Source organism: Streptomyces sp. NPDC050509, from assembly GCF_044457965.1.
Classification (GTDB): domain Bacteria; phylum Actinomycetota; class Actinomycetes; order Streptomycetales; family Streptomycetaceae; genus Streptomyces.
The window spans coordinates 1,343,641-1,364,931 of record NZ_JBITHL010000001.1; the positions used below are offsets into that span (position 1 = coordinate 1,343,641).

General features: G+C 72.4%; 17 protein-coding genes and 1 pseudogene. 10 read left to right on the forward strand and 8 right to left on the reverse strand.

Translation table 11 applies throughout. The features are described from left to right. Nucleotides 1–89 precede the first annotated feature (89 nt). A complete protein-coding gene (locus ACIBJC_RS05130) occupies nucleotides 90–482 on the reverse strand; it encodes an ATP-binding protein (RefSeq protein ID WP_399287900.1) in 393 nt (130 codons plus the stop codon). Between the two features lie 221 nt (nucleotides 483–703). On the opposite strand from ACIBJC_RS05130, the gene ACIBJC_RS05135 reads away from it, so the two are divergent. After that, nucleotides 704–3,814 carry an alpha-mannosidase gene (locus ACIBJC_RS05135; RefSeq protein WP_399287903.1) on the forward strand — a complete coding sequence of 1,037 codons (3,111 nt, stop codon included), beginning with the start codon at nucleotides 704–706 and terminating at the stop codon, nucleotides 3,812–3,814. 42 nt (nucleotides 3,815–3,856) lie between these two features. Here ACIBJC_RS05135 and ACIBJC_RS05140 read toward each other — a convergent pair whose 3' ends face one another. Further along, the gene (locus ACIBJC_RS05140) at nucleotides 3,857–5,599 is read right to left on the reverse strand and encodes a pyruvate dehydrogenase (protein WP_399287906.1); all 1,743 of its coding nucleotides are present in this window, start codon (nucleotides 5,597–5,599) and stop codon (nucleotides 3,857–3,859) included. Nucleotides 5,600–5,748: 149 nt separating this feature from the next. Then, nucleotides 5,749–7,023, reverse strand: a complete 1,275-nt coding sequence (locus ACIBJC_RS05145) for a protein phosphatase 2C domain-containing protein (RefSeq protein ID WP_399287909.1) — start codon at nucleotides 7,021–7,023, stop codon at nucleotides 5,749–5,751. A gap of 395 nt (nucleotides 7,024–7,418) precedes the next feature. Here ACIBJC_RS05145 and ACIBJC_RS05150 point away from each other — a divergent pair, with 395 nt between their 5' ends. The 3 genes from ACIBJC_RS05150 to ACIBJC_RS05160 all read left to right on the forward strand — a co-directional run bounded on the left by ACIBJC_RS05150 (nucleotide 7,419) and on the right by ACIBJC_RS05160 (nucleotide 9,430). Then, nucleotides 7,419–8,411 carry a helix-turn-helix domain-containing protein gene (locus ACIBJC_RS05150; RefSeq protein WP_399287911.1) on the forward strand — a complete coding sequence of 331 codons (993 nt, stop codon included), beginning with the start codon at nucleotides 7,419–7,421 and terminating at the stop codon, nucleotides 8,409–8,411. Nucleotides 8,412–8,472: 61 nt separating this feature from the next. Beyond that, nucleotides 8,473–8,958, forward strand: coding sequence for a DUF456 domain-containing protein (locus tag ACIBJC_RS05155; RefSeq protein ID WP_399287914.1), 486 nt, complete (start codon nucleotides 8,473–8,475; stop codon nucleotides 8,956–8,958). A gap of 106 nt (nucleotides 8,959–9,064) precedes the next feature. Beyond that, nucleotides 9,065–9,430, forward strand: coding sequence for a PPOX class F420-dependent oxidoreductase (locus ACIBJC_RS05160; RefSeq protein ID WP_399287916.1), 366 nt, complete (start codon nucleotides 9,065–9,067; stop codon nucleotides 9,428–9,430). Here the strand turns inward: ACIBJC_RS05160 and ACIBJC_RS05165 are convergent. From ACIBJC_RS05165 to ACIBJC_RS05175, 3 genes are all read right to left on the reverse strand, one after another. Next, on the reverse strand, nucleotides 9,372–10,883 hold the full coding sequence (locus tag ACIBJC_RS05165; RefSeq protein WP_399288167.1) for a bifunctional transcriptional activator/DNA repair enzyme AdaA: 1,512 nt from the start codon (nucleotides 10,881–10,883) through the stop codon (nucleotides 9,372–9,374). The genes ACIBJC_RS05160 and ACIBJC_RS05165 overlap by 59 nt on opposite strands. A gap of 169 nt (nucleotides 10,884–11,052) precedes the next feature. After that, nucleotides 11,053–12,135: a ribosome small subunit-dependent GTPase A gene (gene rsgA, locus ACIBJC_RS05170; protein ID WP_399288170.1), complete on the reverse strand. Its 1,083-nt coding sequence runs from the start codon at nucleotides 12,133–12,135 to the stop codon at nucleotides 11,053–11,055. 349 nt (nucleotides 12,136–12,484) lie between these two features. Further along, a complete protein-coding gene (locus tag ACIBJC_RS05175) occupies nucleotides 12,485–12,706 on the reverse strand; it encodes a hypothetical protein (protein WP_399287919.1) in 222 nt (73 codons plus the stop codon). 188 nt (nucleotides 12,707–12,894) lie between these two features. On the opposite strand from ACIBJC_RS05175, the gene ACIBJC_RS05180 reads away from it, so the two are divergent. Beyond that, complete coding sequence (locus ACIBJC_RS05180) at nucleotides 12,895–13,950, forward strand: zinc-dependent alcohol dehydrogenase family protein (protein WP_399287921.1); 1,056 nt, start codon at nucleotides 12,895–12,897, stop codon at nucleotides 13,948–13,950. Between the two features lie 10 nt (nucleotides 13,951–13,960). Here ACIBJC_RS05180 and ACIBJC_RS05185 read toward each other — a convergent pair whose 3' ends face one another. Further along, a complete protein-coding gene (locus tag ACIBJC_RS05185) occupies nucleotides 13,961–14,668 on the reverse strand; it encodes a MerR family transcriptional regulator (RefSeq protein WP_399287924.1) in 708 nt (235 codons plus the stop codon). Nucleotides 14,669–14,781: 113 nt separating this feature from the next. Here ACIBJC_RS05185 and ACIBJC_RS05190 point away from each other — a divergent pair, with 113 nt between their 5' ends. The 5 genes and pseudogenes from ACIBJC_RS05190 (at nucleotide 14,782) to ACIBJC_RS05210 (ending at nucleotide 20,555) form a co-directional block, all read left to right on the forward strand. Continuing rightward, nucleotides 14,782–16,017, forward strand: coding sequence for an erythromycin esterase family protein (locus ACIBJC_RS05190; protein WP_399287927.1), 1,236 nt, complete (start codon nucleotides 14,782–14,784; stop codon nucleotides 16,015–16,017). 136 nt (nucleotides 16,018–16,153) lie between these two features. After that, nucleotides 16,154–17,059 carry a hypothetical protein gene (locus ACIBJC_RS05195; protein ID WP_399287930.1) on the forward strand — a complete coding sequence of 302 codons (906 nt, stop codon included), beginning with the start codon at nucleotides 16,154–16,156 and terminating at the stop codon, nucleotides 17,057–17,059. 171 nt (nucleotides 17,060–17,230) lie between these two features. Continuing rightward, nucleotides 17,231–18,331 (forward strand): annotated as a pseudogene (locus ACIBJC_RS05200) (family 43 glycosylhydrolase); the annotation flags it as partial. A gap of 57 nt (nucleotides 18,332–18,388) precedes the next feature. Next, on the forward strand, nucleotides 18,389–19,132 hold the full coding sequence (locus ACIBJC_RS05205) for a glycoside hydrolase family 43 protein (protein ID WP_399288173.1): 744 nt from the start codon (nucleotides 18,389–18,391) through the stop codon (nucleotides 19,130–19,132). A 1-nt stretch (nucleotide 19,133) separates the two neighbouring features. Then, the gene (locus tag ACIBJC_RS05210) at nucleotides 19,134–20,555 is read left to right on the forward strand and encodes an RICIN domain-containing protein (protein ID WP_399287932.1); all 1,422 of its coding nucleotides are present in this window, start codon (nucleotides 19,134–19,136) and stop codon (nucleotides 20,553–20,555) included. A gap of 7 nt (nucleotides 20,556–20,562) precedes the next feature. On the opposite strand, the gene ACIBJC_RS05215 is transcribed toward ACIBJC_RS05210, so the two are convergent. Next, nucleotides 20,563–21,201 (reverse strand): TetR/AcrR family transcriptional regulator, encoded by a 639-nt coding sequence (locus ACIBJC_RS05215; RefSeq protein WP_399287934.1) that lies wholly within the window; start codon nucleotides 21,199–21,201, stop codon nucleotides 20,563–20,565. Nucleotides 21,202–21,291: the final 90 nt, after the last annotated feature.

Sequence of the window (21,291 nt, forward strand, 5' to 3'; positions counted from 1 at the left end):
GGACCGGCGTGACGGACGACCGTCGCGCCGGTCCGCTGCCGTTGTCCCCTCATCACCCGCCGTGACGGGCTCCGTTCACGCTCCACCCGCTACGCGGCCTCACCGTCCAGCTCGAACCAGACCACCTTGCCCACCGGCCTCGCCCGTATCCCCCAGTCGTCCGCGAGGCTCCTCACCAGCGCCAGCCCCCTGCCGTTCGTGGCGTCGTCGGGAACCGGCCGGTGCGGCTCCGGCGGCGCTGGCAGCGCGGCGACGAAGTCCCGTACCTCCACGCGCAGTCGCGAGTCGGCGACGGTCGCCGTGACCACCGCTCCCGTCTCCGTGTGCACCAGCGCGTTCGTCACCAGTTCGCTCATCAGCAGCTCGGCCACCGCGGCGGAGTCCCGCTCCCGCCAGTGGCCCAGCATCTCCCGTAAGGCGTGCCGCACCTCGGGGACGGCCGCCAGATCGGCGCCCCCCACTCTGCGCCGTAGCCCTCTCATCACTCGGTCCCCCCGCTCGTCACTTCCGACCCCCGTCCGGCCCCCGCCTGAAATGGCTCGTGCGCATGCGTACAAGAGGTGTATTCCCCTTGCCGGAATGGGCCACTCATGGTGTTCGTCACTGTTGGCCTCCCGTCGGCCGTACGCCACGGCCGGGTGGGTGCGCACGGCGGCTGCGGGGAAGTCCTGGGGAGAGCGATTCCGAGGAGCGAGGAGCCCCGATGCACGACGACCGCACTCAGGTGGAAGGGCGGCTGGAGCGCGCGCTGCGCCAGTTCATCCGCCCCGCGCAGTACGCGGCGCGGCAGCCGCTCACGCTCGCCGTCTGGCACGCGCCGGGCGAACCGGTACCGGTGGAGCGGGCGCTGCGCGGGGCCTACGAGCCCTTCGCGACGGGTACGGAGTGGGGTTCGCCGTGGTCGACGAGTTGGTTCCGGCTGACGGGCACCGTGCCGGAGGGCTGGGCGGGGCGCCGGGTGGAGGCGGTGATCGACCCCGGGTTCACCGGTGAGGGGCCCGGGTTCCAGGCCGAGGGGCTGGTGTACGACGCGTCGGGGGTGCCGCTCAAGGGCATCCATCCGCGCAACCGGCACATCCCGGTGGCCGCCCCTGCGGAGGGCGGCGAGTCCGTGGACCTGCTGCTGGAGGCGGCGGCCAACCCGGCCGTGCTGCGCTCCTTCGAGCCGACGCTCCTCGGCGACGTGCTGACGGCGGGCGACCGCCCCCTCTACCGGTTCGCCTCGGCCGAACTCGCCGTCCTGGACGAGGAGGTGTGGCATCTCGTCCTGGACATCGAGGTGCTCTCCGAGCTGATGGCCGAGCTGCCCACCGACCGGTCGAGGCGTCACGAGATCCTGCGCGCCCTGGAGTCGGCGCTGGACGCGCTGGACCTGCACGACGTGGCGGGCACGGCGGCCGGGGCGCGCCGGGAGCTGGCGGAGGCGCTGTCCCGGCCCGCGTCGGCGAGCGCGCACCGCGTCTCGGCGGCGGGCCACGCCCATATCGACTCGGCGTGGCTCTGGCCGCTGCGCGAGACGGTGCGGAAGGCGTCGCGGACGTTCGCCAATGTCACGGCGCTCGCGGCCGACTATCCGGAGCTGGTCTTCGCCTGTTCGCAGGCGCAGCAGTACGCGTGGGTGCGGGACCACCAGCCGCATATCTGGCAGCGCATCAAACAGGCGGTGAAGGACGGCACATGGGCGCCGGTGGGCTCGATGTGGGTGGAGTCCGACGCCAACATGCCCGGCGGTGAGGCGCTGGCCCGGCAGATCGTGCACGGCAAGCGCTTCTTCCAGGAGGAGCTGGGGGTGGAGACGGAGGAGATCTGGCTGCCGGACTCCTTCGGATACACGGCGGCGTTCCCGCAGTTGGCGCAGTTGGCGGGGGTGAAGTGGTTCCTCACGCAGAAGCTGTCCTGGAACCAGTCGAACCGGATGCCGCACCACACCTTCTGGTGGGAGGGCATCGACGGCACGCGGGTCTTCACGCACTTCCCGCCGGTGGACACGTACAACGCGCAGTTCCATGGTTCCGAACTGGCGCACGCGGAGCGGAACTTCACGGAGAAGGGCCGGGCGTCGAGCTCCCTGGTGCCGTTCGGCTGGGGGGACGGCGGGGGCGGACCCACCCGGGAGATGCTGGAGAAGGCGCGGCGGCTGAAGTCCCTGGAGGGCTCGCCCCGTGTGGAGATCGAGCACCCGGCGGCGTTCTTCGCGGCGGCGCGGGAGGAGTACGGGGAGCGGGCGCCGGTCTGGTCGGGCGAGCTGTACCTGGAGCTGCACCGGGCGACGTACACCACCCAGGCCAAGACCAAGCAGGGCAACCGGCGCAGTGAACACCTTTTGCGGGAGGCCGAGTTGTGGGCGACGGCGGCGGCGCTGCACGCGCGCGGGGGGCCGGGGGCGCGGCCGTACGCGTATCCGTACGAGGCGCTGGACCGGATCTGGAAGACGGTGCTGCTGCACCAGTTCCACGACATCCTGCCGGGTTCGTCGATCGCCTGGGTGCACCGGGAGGCGCGTGCGACGTACCGGGCGGTACGGGAGGAGTTGGAGGGGATCGTCACGGAGGCGGTGGCGGCGCTGGGCGGGGGCCGGCCCGCCGTGCTGAACGCGGCGCCGTTCGCCCGCCGTGAGCCGGTCGAGTTCGACGCGGCCGACGTGCCCGCGTCGGTGCGGGCGCAGCCGCTGGCGGGCGGCCGGGTGCTGGCCGCCGCGTTCACCCGGTCGCTGGCGTCGGGGTCGTTCACCGGCGCGCTGGACCGGTCGGGGGTCTCCGGTGTGGCCAAGGGCGGGTCGATCACGCTCCGGAACCAGGTGGTGGAGGTGGTGGTCGACGCGGACGGGCTGCTCTCCTCCGTACGCGATCTGGTGGCGCGCCGCGAGGTGCTGGCGCCCGGCGGCCGGGGCAATCTGCTCCAGCTCCACCCCGACCACCCCAACCAGTGGGACGCCTGGGACATCGACCGGCACTACCGGCACCGGCACACCGATCTCACCGCCGCCGAGTCCGTCGAGCTGGTGGAGACGGGCCCGCTGCGGGCATCGGTGCGGGTGGTACGGGAGTTCGGGGCGTCCCGGATCACGCAGGAGATCCGGCTCACGGCGGGCAGCAACCGTGTCGATGTCGTCACCGACATCGACTGGCGCGAGTCGGAGAAGGTCCTCAAGGCCGCGTTCCCGCTCGATGTGCACGCCGAACGGTCCACCGCCGAGATCCAGTTCGGTCATGTGCACCGGGCCACGCACGACAACACCGGCTGGGACGCGGCCCGGTTCGAGATCTGCGCCCACCGCTGGCTGCGGGTCGCCGAGCCCGGCTACGGGGTGGCGGTGCTCAACGACTCGACGTACGGGCACGACGTGACGCGGGCTCCTCACGCGGACGGCCTCGGCACGACCGTACGGCTGACGCTGCTGCGCGCCCCGCACAGCCCGGACCCGGAGACGGATCAGGGCACGCACCGCTTCCGCTACGCGCTGCTGCCCGGCGCCACCGTGGAGGAGACCGTGCAGGAGGGGCTGGCGCTCAATCTGCCGCTGCGGGTGGCGGCGGCCCCCGAACTGGCGCCGCTGGTCGACGTCGACAACTCCGCGGTGACCGTGGAGGCGGTCAAGCTCGCCGAGGACCGCAGCGGCGATGTGATCGTACGGCTCTACGAGTCGGCCGGCGGCCGGGCCGACGCCACGCTGCGCGTCGGCTTCCCGGTACGCGGCGCGCGGGTGACCGATCTGCTGGAACGGCCGCTGCACGACGCGGAGCCGGGCGAGGAGGGGGTACGGCTGCGGCTGCGGCCGTTCCAGATCCTGACGCTGCGGCTCACCCCGGCGTGAGCCCGCCGGCCGGACTGCCTGGCTGACGGCGGGGCGGCGGGGTCAGGGCCGGGGCATGTTCCGCAGGTTGGAGCGGGCCATCTGCACCATCCGGCCCACCCCGCCGTCCAGCACGATCTTGCTCGCGGAGAGGGCGAAGCCCGTCACCATCTCGGCGCTGACCTTCGGCGGGATGGAGAGTGCGTTCGGATCGGTGACCACGTCCACCAGCGCGGGGCCCCGGTGCTTGAAGGCGTCCTTGAGGGCGCCCGTGAGCTGCCGGGGCTTCTCGACCCGTACCCCGTAGGCACCGGCGGCGCGGGCGATCGCGGCGAAGTCGGGGTTGTGGTTGGTGGTGCCGTACGAGGGCAGCCCGGCCACCAGCATCTCCAACTCCACCATGCCCAGCGCCGAGTTGTTGAAGAGAACGACCTTCACCGGCAGGTCGTACTGGACGAGCGTGAGGAAGTCCCCCATCAGCATGGAGAATCCGCCGTCGCCGGACATCGAGACGACCTGCCGGTTCCGGTCGGTGAACTGCGCGCCGATGGCCTGCGGCAGCGCGTTGGCCATCGAGCCGTGGCTGAACGAGCCGATGACACGGCGGCGCCCGTTGGGCGTGAGATAGCGGGCCGCCCATACGTTGCACATGCCGGTGTCGACGGTGAACACGGCGTCCTCGTCGGCGAGTTCGTCCAGCACGGAGGCGACGTACTCGGGGTGGATCGGGGTGTGCTTCTCGACCTTGCGGGTGTACGCCTTGATCACGCCCTCCAGGGCGTCGGCGTGCTTCTTCAGCATCTTGTCGAGGAAGCGGCGGTCCGTCTTGGCGCGCACGCGCGGGGTCAGACAGGTCAGCGTCTCGCGGACGTCGCCCCACACGGCGAGGTCCAGCTTGGAGCGGCGGCCCAGACGCTCGGGCCTGATGTCGACCTGCACGATCTTGACATCGTCGGGGAGGAAGGCGTTGTACGGGAAGTCCGTGCCGAGGAGGATCAGCAGATCGCACTCGTGGGTGGCCTCGTAGGCGGCGCCGTAGCCGAGCAGCCCGCTCATGCCGACGTCGAAGGGATTGTTGTACTGGATCCACTCCTTGCCGCGCAGCGCGTGGCCGACCGGGGACTTGACCCGCTCGGCGAACTCCATCACCTGGGCGTGCGCGCCCGCCGTACCGCTGCCGCAGAAGAGCGTGACCCGGTCCGCCTCGTCGATCATGCGGACGAGCTTCTCGATCTCCGCGTCCCCGGGGCGTACGGAGGGCCGTGAGGTGACGAGGGCGTGCTCCACCGCCTTCTCCGGGGCGGGCGAGGAGGCGATGTCACCGGGCAGGGTGACGACGCTGACCCCGCTCTGCCCGATGGCGTGCTGGATGGCCGTCTGGAGCAGCCGGGGCATCTGCCGGGGGCTGGAGATCATCTCGTTGTAGTGGCTGCACTCGTTGAACAGCCGCTCGGGGTGGGTCTCCTGGAAGTAGCCGAGGCCGATCTCGGCGGAGGGGATGTGCGAGGCGAGGGCGAGGACGGGGGCCATGGAGCGGTGCGCGTCGTACAGGCCGTTGATGAGGTGCAGGTTGCCGGGGCCGCAGGAGCCCGCGCAGGCGGCCAGCGCGCCGGTGACCTGGGCTTCGGCACCGGCGGCGAAGGCCGCGGTCTCCTCGTGCCTGACCTGGATCCAGTCGATGGCGGGGGTCCGGCGGATCGCGTCGACGACGGGGTTGAGGCTGTCGCCCACGACTCCGTACAGCCGCTGGACGCCCGCCCTGACGAGGATGTCGACGAACTGTTCCGCCACGTTCTGCTTGGCCATGAATCCGAGCCCTCTCCGGTGACGGGCCGGGCCGCCGGCCCGCCCTGCGGTCTCCATCAACCCACGGCGGGGCCCCTCGCGCCTCCGCAGCTACGCCACCACGGCACGCGCCGGGCGGGCGCGCGGGCGGGGATCATCCATCGCGGGGATCATCCCTCCCAGACGGCGACCGCCGTACGGTCGTCGGCGTAGCCCTTCACCCTGAGCGCGGTGTCCGCGAGGAAGTCGGCCAGCCCCGGTGGTTCCTGCGCCTTCCAGCGGCCGGCCAGTTCCCCGGCGAGCGCGGGCTCCCCGCGCAGTGGCTCGGCGAACCCGGCGCTGCACATCAAGAGCGTGTCCCCCGGCCGGGCGGCCGACGCCCGGAACCGGAACGGTTCGGGCGGTGGCGGGAGCGGGCCCTCGATGTACGGGGCGTGGTCCTTGGTGATCTCCAGGTCCATGGTGGTCCGGTCGCCCTCGGGGGTCTCGGCGGGCGGGCCGGTCGCGGCGGCTGCGGCTGCGGGGGCGGCGGCGCCGGCCGGGGGCTCCAGGTCCTGCCAGCCGCCGTCCCTGAGCCGGAAGAGGCCACCGGCGCCGACCCCGAAGAACACCCGGGTCCGGCAGCCGGGATCGGCGGAGAGCAGCAGACAGCGCAGACCGGCGGTGTACTCCTCCGGCGCCAGGCCCCGTTCGGCGGCGCGGGCCCGGAGCCTGCCGAACCCCCGGTCGGTGAGCCGGTGCAGACCTGATTTGAGCGCGTCCCTGCGGTCGGCCCTGATGTCCTCGGAGAGCCTGCTGTGGCTGCGCCCGACGGCGCCGCCGATCCAGTGACACAGGTCGCCGGCGGCCCGGTGGCCGCCCTCGGCCGCGCGGGCGCCGCCGGCCACGGCGACGAGGACGAGTGCGCCGGGGCCCGCCCCGAACCGGGCGGTGAGCAGCGCGTCGCGCCGGGGCTCGCCCCGGAACCGGGCGGAGTCGCCCCGTACGGACACGGCCCGCAGGGTGTACGTCCCGTAGGAGGCGCCGTCGAGGACGGTGTCGGCGACGAGTTCGTCCAGCCGGTCGGGGTGGGCGGCGGGCAGTGCGGTGGGTTCGGGCGCGTAGGTGGGCGGCCGGTCCCCGAGATGGGTGACCCGCGTGCGATCCGGGGCGGGGGCGGGCGGGCTCTGCGGCGGCGCGGACCGCGGGTCGGGAACCGGAACCGCGGACCGCGCCGACGTCGCTGCCGCTACCGCGGCCTCAGCCGCCGAAGGCGCGACAGGAGCGGGAGCAGCGGGAGCAGGAGCCGGAACCGTCGCGCCCCCGTTCACCGCGCCCGCCGCCGAGTCGAAGCGGTCGTCGAGCGTGTCCCCGGACTTCGCGGCGGGCCCCGTGTCCGGCGCCGACGCGTCGTACAGGCGGTTCCACCAGTCGTCGGCGGTCGGTCGCTCCCCCTGCTCGCTCATGTCCCTTATTGTCGACCGCTCCCGGGGAGCGAAAACGGGCATCGCGAAAAATAGGACCGCGACGCCGCTCCGCTGTGCCGGTCGGTCTGAGTCCGCCGGGCGACCCCACCCCCCACGGGAAGGACGCCCGGCGAACGGTCACAGATCCAGCGCGGGCGGATACCCGGGCGCGTGGCCACGCGTATCGCTCTCCCGGCACACCCCGGCCGAAGAGGCGCGGAGGCATATGACCGGGACTGTTGCTGCTGTGATGGCGCCACCATGACAGAGTGCCGGGACTTACAGGGGATGATGAGCACGGCGGGTTTACGCCGTGGCCGGTATCCGCCACTGTGGGCCGGGGTGCCGACGCGTCCGAGGAGGTCGCGCGGGGTGAGCGGGGAGGGGTGGGCAGGGTGCTGGGAGCCATAGGCCTTGACGAGAGACACGAGGCCGCGTACCGGGCGCTGGTGGCGATCGGGGCCGCGGAGGTCGCTGATCTGGCGCACCGGCTCGCCCTCCCCGAACCGGACACCGAACGGGCGCTGCGCAGGCTGGAGCGGCAGGGCCTGGCCGCCCAGTCCTCCTCCCGGGCGGGCCGGTGGGTCGCCGCGCCGCCCGCCGTGGCGCTGGGCGCGCTGCTGACCCAGCACCGTCATCAGCTCGAACAGGCGGAGCTGGCGGCGGTGCTGCTCGCCGAGGAGTACCGCGCGGAGGCGGCGGAGCCCGCCGTACACGATCTGATCGAGGTGGTGACGGGCGCCAGCGCCGTGGCCCATCGCTTCCTCCAGCTCCAGCTCGGCGCCACGGAGGAGGTCTGCGCCCTGGTCACCGGGCAGCCCGTCGCCGTGACGGGGCGGGAGAACGAGGCCGAGGACGGCGCGGCGAGCCGGGGCGTCGCCTACCGGGTGGTGATCGAGCGCGAGGTGCTCGCCCAGCCCACCGGGATCACCGAACTGGCCGCGGCGCTCGGCCGGCAGGAGCGGGTCCGGGTCACCGAGCGGGTGCCGACGAAGCTGGTGGTCGCTGACCGCGCGCTGGCGATGGTGCCGCTGACGGGCCGCGGCGTCGGCCCCGCCGCGCTGGTCGTGCACGCCAGCGGGCTGCTGGAGTCGCTGATGGGGCTCTTCGAGGCGGTGTGGCGCGAAGGACTGCCGTTGCGGCTGGGTACGGACGGGGCGGTACGGGAGGACGGCCCGCCCGGCCCCGACCCCACCGACCTGGAGGTCCTGTCGCTGCTGCTCGCCGGGATGACGGACGCGAGCGTCGCCAAACAGCTCGACCTGGGGCTGCGGACCGTACAGCGCCGAGTGAAGGGGCTGATGGAGCTGAGCGGGGTGACGACCCGGCTCCAGCTCGGGTGGCACGCCTACGAGCGGGGCTGGGTGGCGCGCGGGCCCGGGGCCTGAACACGCCGCCAGCGCGCGGACGCGACCTGCGGGAACGGGCGGCGTCCTGCACAGTTGGCGGATGGAAGTGTGGCAGCTCGTGCTGGTCGCCCTGGTCATGCTGCTCGGTCTGTTCGGTGTGCTCGTCCCCGGTGTGCCGGGCCAGGCGATCGTGTGGGCCGCCGTCCTCTGGTGGGCGCTGACCGACACCACCCGCCCCGCCTGGGCCCTGCTGATCGGCGCGACGGCACTCCTGCTGCTCAACCAGGCACTCAGACCGCTGCTGCCGGCCCGCAGGCCCAGCAGGGCGGGGGTGCCGCGCCGCACCCTGCTGACCGGCGGCGTCGCGGGCATCGTGGGGTTCTTCGTGGTGCCGGTGGTGGGCGGGATCCTGGGGTTCGTCGGGGGGATCTACGGCGCGGAACGGGTACGGCTGGGCAGCCACCGGGACGGCTGGGCGTCGACCCGTACGGTCATGCGGACGGCGGGGGCGTCCCTGCTGGTGGAGCTGTTCGCGTGTCTGCTGGTGGTGGGCGGGTGGCTGGGCGTGGTCCTGACCCGGGGCTGACGGCGGGACGGGGTACGCGGAACGGGGGACGGGACCGTGGGTCGTACGACTTCTGCCGGACCGGGAACCGATGCGACGGGCCCGTCCCCCGTGTGAAGGTGGGGCCATGACCGAATTCAGCGAGGCCGAACGCGCGTATCTGCGGACCCAGCGGCTGGGCCGGATGGCGACCGTCGATCCCAGGGGGCAGCCGCAGGCCAATCCGGTCGGCTTCTTCCCGCAGGACGACGGGACCATCCTGATCGGTGGTTTCGCCCTCGGTACGACGAAGAAGTGGCGCAACCTCCAGGCCAATCCGCGGGTCGCCCTGGTCGTCGACGACATCGTCAGCACGACGCCGTGGACGGTGCGCGGGGTCGACGTCCGGGGCGAGGCGGAACTGCTGACGGGCCCTCATGACCTCGGCCCGCACTTCAGCGAGGAGCTGATCCGGATCCATCCGCACAAGATCCATAGCTGGGGTCTCGACTGAGCGGAACCGCGCCGTCCCGACCGGCCGGCGCGGCGCCGTCCCGGCGGGCGCGGGCGCGGGCCGCGCGCAGGTGTCCAGCGGCGTAGGACCGCCACGGCCGCCACGCCTCCTCGTCGCGCTCCCCCTCGGGCGCCACGTCGGGGTCGCCGAGGGCCCGCGTGCGGATCAGCGCGGCGACGGCGGGGGTGAGCCCGGGGACGGCCAGGAGCGCCTGTTCGGCCGCGTCCCGGTCGGCGCCCGCGTCGAGCCGTACGGTGCCGTCGGTGAGCGCGGTCGCGAGCGGGCCCGCCACCGGGTCCTCGCGCAGCGCCTCGGGCCCGGGGAAGAGCCGGGTGAGCCCGCCGCACGGGTGCTCCACCACCTCCCCGTACGTCCGCACGGCCCGCGCGGCGGCGTCCCCGAGGAGCGCGCGCAGCGCGTACTCCGCCGGATCCGCCGCGCCGGGCGAGCGCAGCCCGGGGCGCGCCGCGACGAGCGGGGCGAGACACGGGTCGGCGCCGAGGCGTTCGTCCACGGCGTACGGGTCGGCGTCGAGGTCGAAGAGGCGGCGCAGCCGCTGTACGGCGGTGGTGAGGTCGCGCAGCTCGGTGAGGTGGATCCGCGCCTCCAGCCAGCCGTTGGCGGACCGCCCCGCGGGGTCGCCGACCACGGGCCGTGCCTCGTCGACGGCGACGACGCCGGGGCCGTGGGGCAGCCGCAGCGTACGACGGTAGGTGCGGGCGCCGGGCTGCCCCGTCACCTCTTCGACGGACGGAAGGGCCTCCAGGGCGAGCAGGTCGAAGACGTCGGAGGCGGCGTACGGGCCCCGGTAGGCGAGCCGCAGGGGGATCCCGGCGAGGGCGGGCGCCCCGGCGGTCGTGGCGGCGGCGTGGGCGCCGCGCCTGGCGCCCGTTCCCGTACCGGATTCGGTACGGAGCGCGCTGGGCGTACGGGCGTAGATCTGCCGGATCGTGTCGTTGAACTGGCGCACGCTCGCGAACCCGGCCGCGAACGCGATCTCCGTGACCGGCAGGCCCGTCGTCTGGAGCAGGACCCGGGCCGTGTGCGCGCGCTGGGCGCGGGCGAGGGCGACGGGGCCCGCGCCCAGTTCGGCGGTGAGCTGGCGCTGGATCTGCCGGGTGCTGTAGCCGAGGCGTCCCGCCAGCCCCGGCACGCCCTCCCGGTCCACGATCCCGTCGCCGATCATGCGCATCGCGCGGCCGACGACATCGGCGCGTACGTTCCACTCCGCGGACCCGGGCACGGCGTCCGGCCTGCACCTGCGGCAGGCGCGGAAGCCGTGGCCCTGGGCGGCCGCGGCGGTCGGGTAGAAGCGGACGTTCTTGCGCTTGGGGGTGACGGCGGGGCAGCTCGGCCGGCAGTAGATGCCGGTGGTCTCGACGGCGAAGAAGAACGCGCCGTCGAACCGGGCGTCGCGGCTGGCGACCGCCTCGTACCTGGTCTCTTCGTCCATCACGAGTCCAGTGTGCGCCGGCCGGGGCGGGCGCACTCGCGGTTTTCGGACGTCACATCCGTCCCCCGCAGTTGCCCGCCCCGGCCGCCGCCCGCGCCCTTCGTCGCCCGCCCCGGCCGCCGCCCGTCCCGGCCCGTCCCCGCCCGTCCCGGTCCGTCCCCGCCGTCGCTCAGCGGACCCGGCCGCGCTTGGCCTCCATCGCGGCGCGGCCCTCCGCGCCCTTGCGCTTCCAGTCGCGCCGGATCTCGTTCCGCAGCCGGGCGTCGGTCTTGGCGACGATGCGCTGGTTCTCCCGCAGCAGCTTGCGGTAGCTGTCCAGCCGCCGTACGGACAGCGCGCCGTCCTCGACCGCGGCGAGCACGGCGCATCCGGGCTCCGCCGTATGGGCGCAGTCCTGGAAACGGCACTCCCGCGCCAGGCCCTCGATCTCCGAGAACACCTGGCCGACCCCGGTCACCGCGTCCCACAGCCCGACGCCGCGCAGTCCGGGGGTGTCGATGAGGACGCCGCCCCCGGGCAGGACGAGGAGGTTGCGGGTCGTGGTGGTGTGCCGGCCCTTCCCGTCCACGTCGCGCGTGGCCTGAACCTCCATCACATCGGCCCCGAGCAGGGCGTTGGCGAGCGTCGACTTCCCGGCGCCGGACGCGCCGAGCAGCACGCTCGTACCGCCCGACAGCACGGCGGACAGGATCTCGACCCCCTCCCCCGTCTCCGAGCTGACGGCGAGCACCTGCACCCCGGGGGCGGTGGTCTGGACGTCCTCGACGAGATGGGCCCGTACGGCGGGGTCCTCGACGAGGTCGGCCTTGGTGAGCACGATGAGCGGGAGGGCGCCGCTCTCCCACCCGAGGGCGAGGAACCGTTCGACCCGGCCCAGGTCGAGTTCGGCGGCCAGGGAGATCGCGATGATCGCGTGATCGACGTTGGCGGCGAGGACCTGCCCCTCGGACCGCTTGGACGAGGTGGACCGTACGAAGGCGGTACGGCGCGGCAGGTACTCCCGGACGAACCGGGGGTCACCGTCCGGGTCGACGACCGCCCAGTCACCGGTGCAGACGACCCGCAGCGGATCGTGCGGGGTCACGAAGGCCGTATCGGCCCGTACGACACCCTCGGCGGTGGCCACGTCGCACTGGCCGCGGTCGACCCGTACGACACGGCCGGGCAGCAGTCCCCGCTCGGCGTACGGGGCGAACGCCGTGGCCCAGCCCGCGTCCCAGCCGTACGGGGTGAGCGGGTGCGTGACGGACAGAACCCCTGAAGAGCCGGAAGAAACAGAGGAGTTGGAGGAGTTCGAGGAGTTGGAGGAAGCGAGCGGGAAAGACAAGGGAGACCCTTCGAAGGGTGGCCCCGGCACGCCCGCACGGGCGTGGAAAGAGAAGGAGAGTCAGCCGGAGACCACAGGGGTGAGAATGATGATCTTCTGAACCTGGGCAACGCCCAGCGCCGTGACAGTCATCAATGTCCTCACCTCCCGGTCGCTTCCCGTGCGCTCGCGCACTGCGCGCTCAACGGCTGACGCGGTCACTCTAACCGGCCCCCGGGCACGGCGCGAGGTATTTTCCGCGCCGTGCCCCGGGTCTCTTCGGCCGTGCGGAACGCTACGTGGCGGAGGAGTCGAGCGTCGCCAGCGCCTGCGCCCAGCGGGCGTACTTCAGGTTGGCCAGATCTGCCACCGTCTTGACGCCGAACGCCTCGTCAAGAAGCTTGCCCTGGCGGTCCGAGACCCCCTTCAGCGCGGAGACCGGCGCGTCGAGCACGGCGGGCAGGTCCTTGTCCGCCCACGCCTTGTCCAACACCTTGTCGAGGTCGATCTGGGCCACTGCTGCCTCCTGGAGTACGGGGTGCCCCGCCGCTGCGGCGGGCGGCCATGTGTACGGCCTCAGGCTGAACGGCCGTGCAAGGTAAAGGGGTTCCCAAGAAGCGGGCCGTACGGTCACTTCCGGCCATCAGCCGCACACCCAGGGTGGCGGCGTTTGCCGGTGGCGAGCGTCGGACGCACGCTGAGAACATGGCTGGTTCCGTTCCCGCGAAGGACGGGGCGAAGGACGAGCCGGGCGCGCTCCTCGGCGGCTGGGCCGTGGGGACACCCGGCCCGGTCCGCACCGGTCCGCTGGTACGGGTCCGCCGCCCGGCGCCGGTGCCGGGCCCGGGTGAGCTGCTGCTGCGCGTCGAGGCGTGCGGAGTGTGCCGTACGGATCTGCATCTCGCCGAGGGCGATCTGACCCCGCACCGCCCGGCCACCGTGCCGGGGCACGAGATCGTCGGCCGGGTGGTGGCCGTGGGCGACGGGGTCGACCTGTTCCGTACCGGCGACCGGGCCGGTGGGGCGTGGCTGCGCTCGACCTGCGGGGAGTGCCGGTGGTGCCGCTCCGAGCGGGAGAACCTCTGCCCCCGGTCCCGCTACACGGGGTGGGACGCGGACGGCGGCTTCGCCGATGTCGCGATCGTCCCCGCCGCGTTCGCGTACCGGCTGCCGGAGGACCGTGACGCGGCCTCGCTGGCGCCGCTGCTCTGCGCGGGGATCATCGGCTACCGGTCGCTGCGCCGCAGCGCGCTCCCGCCGGGCGGGCGGCTGGGGATCTACGGTTTCGGCGCCTCCGCGCATCTGGCCGCGCAGGTCGCGCTGGCCGAGGGTGCCACCGTCCATGTGCTGACCCGGTCGCCGCAGGCGCGTGCGCTCGCCCTGGATCTCGGCGCTTCCTCCGCCGGCGGTGCCGACGATCCGCCCCCGGAGCCGCTGGACTCGGCGGTGCTCTTCGCCCCGGTGGGCGATCTGGTGCCGGTGGCGCTGGCGGCGCTGGACCGGGCGGGCACGCTCGCCGTCGCCGGGATCCATCTCTCCGACATCCCCGTGCTGAACTATCAGCGCCATCTCTTCCAGGAGCGCGAACTGCGCAGCGTCACCTCCAACACCCGGCGGGACGGCCGTGACTTCCTGGCGGTCGCCGACCGGATCGGCATCCGCGTCACGGTCACCCCGTACCCCCTGGACCACGCGGACCGGGCGCTCGCCGATCTCGCGGCCGACCGGGTGACCGGCGCCGCCGTGCTCGTACCGGACTGACGGCCGGCTCTCAGTTCCGGTCGGCGTACCTGCCGCGCTCCTGGAGGTAGTGACCGGTCTCGGCGGACGCGTGGAGCATGGCGAGGGCGCGGGCATGGAGGCGGTCCCGGCGGGCGGCGATAGCGGACGCCGCCGAGGCGGGTGAGGTGGCGTCGCGCAACTCCCCCAGGAGCGGCGCGATCTGGGTGAGGAGGTACCCGCCGCGGCGTAACTGGTGAACGATGTGGGCGTCCCGGACGTCGGCCGGGGTGTAGGTCCGGTAGCCGGTGGCGGGATCCCGGCTCGGGTGCAGCAGACCGGCCCGTTCCCACCGCCGCAGGGTGGCCGGGCGGAGCCGGAGCCGGTGGGCGAGGGCTCCGACGGTGGTGGGGCCGTGGGCCGGCCGCTCGTCGGGTACGTGCGCCAGTTCCGTGAGCGCCTGTTCGATGGCGTCCAACGTCTGCCGGTCGGTGAGCAGTTCGGCGTGGCTCCGGTCGATGACGGTGAGCGCCTCGCCGGTTCGGCCGGCGTTGAGCAGTGTCATGACCGACCGGGCCGCGGCGTGGCCGTGGGCGGGGATCAGGGCGAGGAAGGTCCGCAGCGCGGCGGCGTGCTCGCCGGTGTAGCGCCGGTAGCCGGAGGGGGTGCGCTCGGCGGCGGGCAGGATGCCGGCGGCCTCGTAGTTGCGGACCGCCTGGCCGGACAGTCCGTGCGGGCGTGCCAGGTCCACGGGCCTCATGCGTTCTCCTCCAGGTGTCGCTCCGTTTGAAGGTTGTCGCCGTTGATTCCGGTGTTCTTCGGCGATTTTTCGGCCCAACCTTCAACCGAAACATCAACGATACCGTCGAAGCCATGACGACAGACGAGTTGATGTACACGGCCGTCGAGCGGTTCCTGGGTACGCGGGCTCGGCGGCCCCGCCTGCTGGCCCTGGGCGAGGCACTGCACGGCGACGACACCTTCCCGCGCCTGCGCAACAGCCTCCTCCGGGGGCTCGTCGCACAGGGGAGCTGCCGCTCTGTGACGCTGGAGTCGGACTGCCTCGCGGGGCGGCTGGTCGACGACCATGTCCGTGGCGGCGACGGGCGTCTCGACCGGGTGATGGCCGACGGCTTCAGCCACGGGTTCGGGGCCCTCCCCGCCAACCGCGCGCTGGTCGAGTGGATCGCCGCGCACAACCGCACCCAACTCCCGGCCGATCAGGTGCGTTTCGCCGGGTTCGACGCGCCGATGGAGAACAGCGAGGAGAGCGGGGCGTACAGCCCCCGCGCGGCCCTGCGCCTGCTGCACACCTTCCTCACCGCGAGCGGCGCGACGGTGCCGCACCCGTGGAGCCGCATCGAGGCGCTGCTCGGCGACGACAGCCGATGGTCCGATCCCCGCGCCACGATGGACCCCTCGCACTCCATCGGTGACACGGCGGAGGCCCGCGAACTGCGCGTGATCACCGACGATCTCGCCTGGCTGCTCACGTCCGGCGCACCTCACCTCACCGTGGACGGCTCTGCGGAGGCGCTGCGCGACGCCGAACTCGGCGCCCGCGCCGCCGCCGGGCTGCTCGCCTACCACGCGGTCCTGGCCCGGACCGATCCCCTGGAGCGGCTGACGCGGTGCACAGGAATCCGCGACGCGATGATGGCGGCCAACCTGGACGCGCTCACCGCCCGCGAACAGGGGCGCGGACCTGTCCTGGCCTTCGCCCACAACCTGCATCTGCGACGCAACGCGACGCGGACCCGGTTCGGCGCCATGGACGTGGTGTGGAGCCCGGCCGGCGCCCATCTCGCCCGTACGTACGGCCCTGACTACGCGGTCGTCGCCACGGCGGTCGGCTCCGCACCGCACCTGGGCATCGGCGCGCCACCGGCGGACACCCTGGAGGGTCTGCTGGCCGCGACCGCGTCGGCGCCGCACCTCGTGACCGCAGCCGAACTGGCCGAACTGGTCTCGCAGGCAGGTGAGTTGACCACGCGCGCGAGCGAGTACCCCAGCTACTTCCCGCTCGATCCCGGCACGCTCGACGACTTCGACGCCGTCCTGTTCCTGCCCCGCCTCGATCCGCCGGGAGCGGCGGCCGAAGCGGCGTAGCGACCGCTGACCCGCGCGCGTTCCCGGGGAACGGCCCGGCCGTCCGAGCGACGGCAACCTTTCGGCGCCCGGCGGAGACCTGGGGGTGTGGGCGACCGTGCTCACACCCCCACCCCCCCACCCGGGAAGAGTCGTGATGTCCTTGCACCCGCTCCGTACCGCCGTGATCTCCCTCGCGGCCGGCGCCCTGACCGTCCTCGGTCTTGTCACACCCGCCGGCGCCGCGCCCGTCGTCAGCGCGCCCGTCGTCACCGCGCCCGTCGTCACCGCCGACACCGCGCCGACCGCCGCGACCGCCGCGGCCTGGAACCCGCCCGCCCAGCTCGTCCGGCCGCTGGACGAGGTCTGGCGGCACGTCGAATCCACGTACCCGGACCTGTACGGCTTCCGGAACTACGGCTGGGACCAGGTGATGGCCAACAAGGGCCGGATCTCCTACTGCGTCCGCTGGGAGTCCGACCAGCCGGTCAGCGCGCAGTTGCGCGACGAGATCCACACCGCGCTCAAGCGCCAGTCGAAGAAGTGGACGGACACCGTCGCGGGCTTCGAGGGCTTCCCGTACCAGAACGTCCCGGTCGACATCGTCGGCTGGGCCGTCAAGAACCGCTCGACGCTCCAGTGGACCGACAACTCCGTCGACATCTACACCAACGTCCTGGACGGGGGCGGCGCGCCGCAGTGCGCGCCCGACTGCGGGCGCTTCTTCCACCAGAACGGCGACTACTCCAAGTGTCCCGGCGGAGCGGCCCGCCACTACGACCAGTCGCTCTGGCTGACCAAGGGGTTCCAGGGCGGCGCGGGCGGTGACTGGGGCCAGCGGATCGGCAGCGAGTACATGGTCGGTGCGCGGGGCCAGGAGGACATCCACATCCTGGAGCACGAGATCGGGCACACCTACGGTCTCGACGACTTCTACGACTGGACCCCGACCGGTGTCGGCGGCTTCATCATGAAGGCGGGCAGCGCCACTCGCATCACGGAGTTCGACCAGTGGATGTACCGGGACTTCTGGCGTCACATGAAGAGCCGTTACGGGCTCTGAGACACCCGGCGGGCGGGCCGGGCGGGGCGAGGTTCGTCCCGTCCGGCCCGTTGACCTCCCTGTAACACGCCCTTACGGTTTCGGCGTTCGGAATCACAGATGGCGTTCGACACCTCGAACGCACCTTCTGTCCCGGAACTGTTCCGGAACCGTCCCGGAAAGGGAGACTGCATGAGCCGCAGTGATGTCCCCGGCCGCCGCCTGCTGTTGAAAGGGGCGCTCGGCGCGGGCGCCCTCGCCGCCGTACCCGGCCTCGCCCACGCCGCCGCGCCCGGCGCCCCCCACGCCGCGGGCGCCGGTGCGGACCGTACGCCCGCGGCGGGACCCGCGTACCGCAACCCGCTGGTGGAGCGGCGGGCCGATCCGTACATCCACCGGCACACCGACGGCCGTTACTACTTCACGGCGACGGCGCCCGAGTACGACCGCATCATCCTGCGCCGTTCCCGCACCCTGCGCGGGCTGTCGACCGCCGAGGAGTCGGTGATCTGGCGCAGACACACGAGCGGAGACATGGGCGCGCACATCTGGGCGCCGGAGATCCACCACATCGACGGGAAATGGTACATCTACTTCGCCGCGGGACGCGCCGACGACGTGTGGAAGATCCGGATCTGGGTGCTGGAGAACGAGCATCCGGACCCGTTCCGGGGCACGTGGAAGGAGAAGGGGCGGATCACCACCGCCTGGGACACCTTCTCGCTCGACGCGACCACCTTCACCCACCGCGGCACCCGCTATCTCGCCTGGGCGCAGCAGGAGCCGGGACTCGACAACAACAGCGGGCTCTTCCTCTCCGCGATGGCCAACCCGTGGACCCTCAAGGGCCCGCAGATCAGGCTCACCACACCGGAGTTCGCGTGGGAGACCGTCGGGTACAGGGTCAACGAGGGGCCGGCCGTCATCCAGCGCAACGGCCGCGTCTTCCTCTCGTACTCGGCGAGCGCCACCGACCACCACTACTGCATGGGGCTGCTCACCGCCGACACCGACAGCGATCTGCTCGCGCCCGCGTCCTGGTCGAAGTCGCCCACGCCGGTCTTCGTCAGCAGTGAGGCGAACGGGCAGTACGGTCCGGGCCACAACTCGTTCACCGTCGCCGAGGACGGCCGTACGGACGTGCTCGTCTACCACGCGCGGCAGTACAAGGAGATCACCGGCGATCCGCTCAACGACCCGAACCGGCACACCAGGATCCAGGGTCTCGGCTGGAAGGCGGACGGCACACCGGACTTCGGGGTGCCGGTGGCCGACGCGCCGGTCCCGGACACCTCGGCGGCGGTGACGCGGTACACGATGACGGCGTTCACCAACTCCAGCGAGTCCAACATGTACGTGTACGAGTCGGCGGACGCGCTGGGGTACACCCTGTTGAAGGGGCCCGCGTACACCCCGCCCTCGGGGCTGATCCGCGACCCGAGCCTGATCAAACACACCGACGGCTACTACTACATCGCGCACACCACCGACTGGACCGGGAACACGATCGGGATCGCCCGCAGCAGGGACCGTACGAACTGGCAGTTCTACGCCCGCCACACCCTGCCGGTGGCCGGGCTCGCGCGCACCTGGGCGCCCGAGTGGTTCGTGGACGCCGACGGCCGTACGCATCTGATCGTCTCGCTCGACACGACGAACACCTACACCTTCCGGCCGCATCTGCTCACCGCGACGGACGCGTCGCTGCGCACCTGGACCACACCGAGGCCGCTGGCCGGTCTCGACCGGTCGAACTACATCGACACGTTCGTCGTGCGGCACGACGGCAAGTACCACGCGATCACCAAGCAGGAGACGACGAAGTATCTGGAGCACGCCGTCGCCGACCGGCTCGAAGGGCCGTACACGTTCACGGGTACCGGCGACTGGGCGGGCTGGGGCAGTTGGCGCGAGGGGCCGGCGCTCGTCCAACTGGACAACGGCGGCTGGCGGATCTACTTCGACGGCTACGCGGAGCAGAAGTACTACTACAGCGACAGTCTGGACGGGCTGCGCACCTGGACGCCGATCCGCCAACTGCCCGGACTCTCGGGCTTCGCACGGCACTTCACCGTACTGAGGGAGCGTGTCTGAGATGAGTCGCGTGCGTACGTTCCTGCTCGCGCTCTGTGTCGCGGTGGCGGGGCTCTTCCTGCCCCAGGCCGCCGCGCAGGGCGCCGAGGCCGGTCCGGTGTCCGTCGCCAACGGCGGCCAGTTCACCGACACCAGCGGCCAGTTGCTGCACGCCCACGGGGGCGGGGTCATCAAGGTGGGCTCCTGGTACTACTGGTTCGGCGAGAACCGCAACGCGGACAACACCTTCCGGTACGTCTCGGCGTACCGCTCCGCCGACCTGAAGACCTGGGAGTTCCGCAGGCATGTGCTGACCCAGGCCAGCGACCCTGAACTGGCCGCCGCCAACATCGAGCGGCCGAAGGTCGTCTACAACGCGGCGACCGGCCGGTTCGTGATGTGGATGCACAAGGAGAGCGCCACGGACTACAGCCAGGCGCGGGCCGCCGTGGCCACGTCCGCCACGATCGACGGCGACTACGCCTGGAAGGGCAGCTTCCGGCCGCTCGACACCCATATGTCGCGCGACATCACCCTCTTCACGGACACCGACGGCACCGGCTACATGGTGTCGGCGGCCCGCGAGAACTACGACCTCCAGATCTACCGGCTCACCGCCGACTACACGGGCGTCGCGAGCCTGGTCGCCAACCCGTGGCCGGGCGGCCACCGCGAGGCACCGGCGCTCTTCAAGCGCGGCGGTGTGTACTTCATGCTGACGTCCGGCGCCACCGGCTGGAGCCCCAACCAGCAGCAGTACGCCACCGCGACCTCGCTCGCCGGGCCGTGGAGCGCGATGCGGAACGTGGGCGACCCGACGGCGTACAACTCCCAGACCGCGTACGTCCTGCCCGTCCAGGGCACGTCGGGGACCTCGTACCTCTACATGGGCGACCGGTGGGGCAACTCGTTCGGCCAGAAGGTCAACGACTCGCGGTACGTGTGGCTGCCGCTCGCCTTCCCGACCAGCACCTCGATGACCATGGACTGGTACCCCGAGCTGACCGTCGACACGGCGGCGGGCACCGTGACCGGTTCCGGCGGGCCGTACGAGACGCTGACCGCGCGGCACAGCGGCAAGTGCGCCGACATACCGAACCAGTCGATCGTGGACGATGTCGCCCTCACCCAGTACACCTGCAACGGCGGCGGCAATCAGCGCTTCTGGTTCAGGAACACCGGTGACGGCTATGTGCAGTTGGTGGCCCGGCACAGCTCGCTCTGTCTGACCGAGACCGCCGCCGACGTCCAGCAGCGCGCGTGCGGCAGCGCACCCGAGCAGCAGTGGCGGGTGACGGTGAACGCGAGCGGCTACACCACGCTGACCGCCCGCGCGAGCGGCGAATGCCTCGACGTCACCTCGGCGTCCACGGAGAACTCCGCCAAGCTCATCACGTACACCTGCACGGGCTCCACCAACCAGCAGTGGCAGCGGGCCGCCTGACGCCCCGTCAGTCGGGTGCAGGGCAGTACATACGGTCCAGGCCGAGCGGCGCCGGGGGCGGCAGGCGCGCGGCGCCCTCGGCCCGGAACGACTGGAGCAGAAAGCCCACGAGCCGGCGGGAGGCGATCGGACCGACACCGCCCGCCCCGGCGGCGACGCCGCCGTTGGCCAGCAGGACGAGGGTGAGGTCCTCCAGGACGAAGTCGGCGCGCAGCCGTCCGGCGTCCTGGGCCCGCCGGATCAGCCCGGCGAACGCCTCCTCGGCGCGCTCGCGCTCCCGCTCGAAGGCGAGCGCGCCGGGGAACGCGGTGAGGAACGCGGCGGTGAACCCCTGGTCGACGGCGTGCAGGGCGCACACCTTCTCGATGACCGCGCAGAAGCCGCGCCACGGGTCGGGGTCGGCGACGGCGTCGTCCACGACCGTGACACACTCCGCGAGCTGGTCCGTGAAGACCTCGGTGACCAGCGACTCCTTGGTGGGGAAACGCCGGTAGAGCGTGGCGGCGCCGACGCCGGAGCGCCGGGCGATCTCGGACATCGGTACGTCGAGCCCGAGTTCGGCGAAGACCTCGCGGGCGGCCTCGACGATACGCAACCGGTTGTTGAGCGCGTCGGCGCGGAGTATCCGAGAGGGCTTGGCAGGCATGTCTCTCACTTTAGCCCAAGTGGAAGAGGTCGTTCATTTAGCGTGTTAGCGTGACGTTTAAGTGAAAGACCTCTTCCACTTAACCCTGTC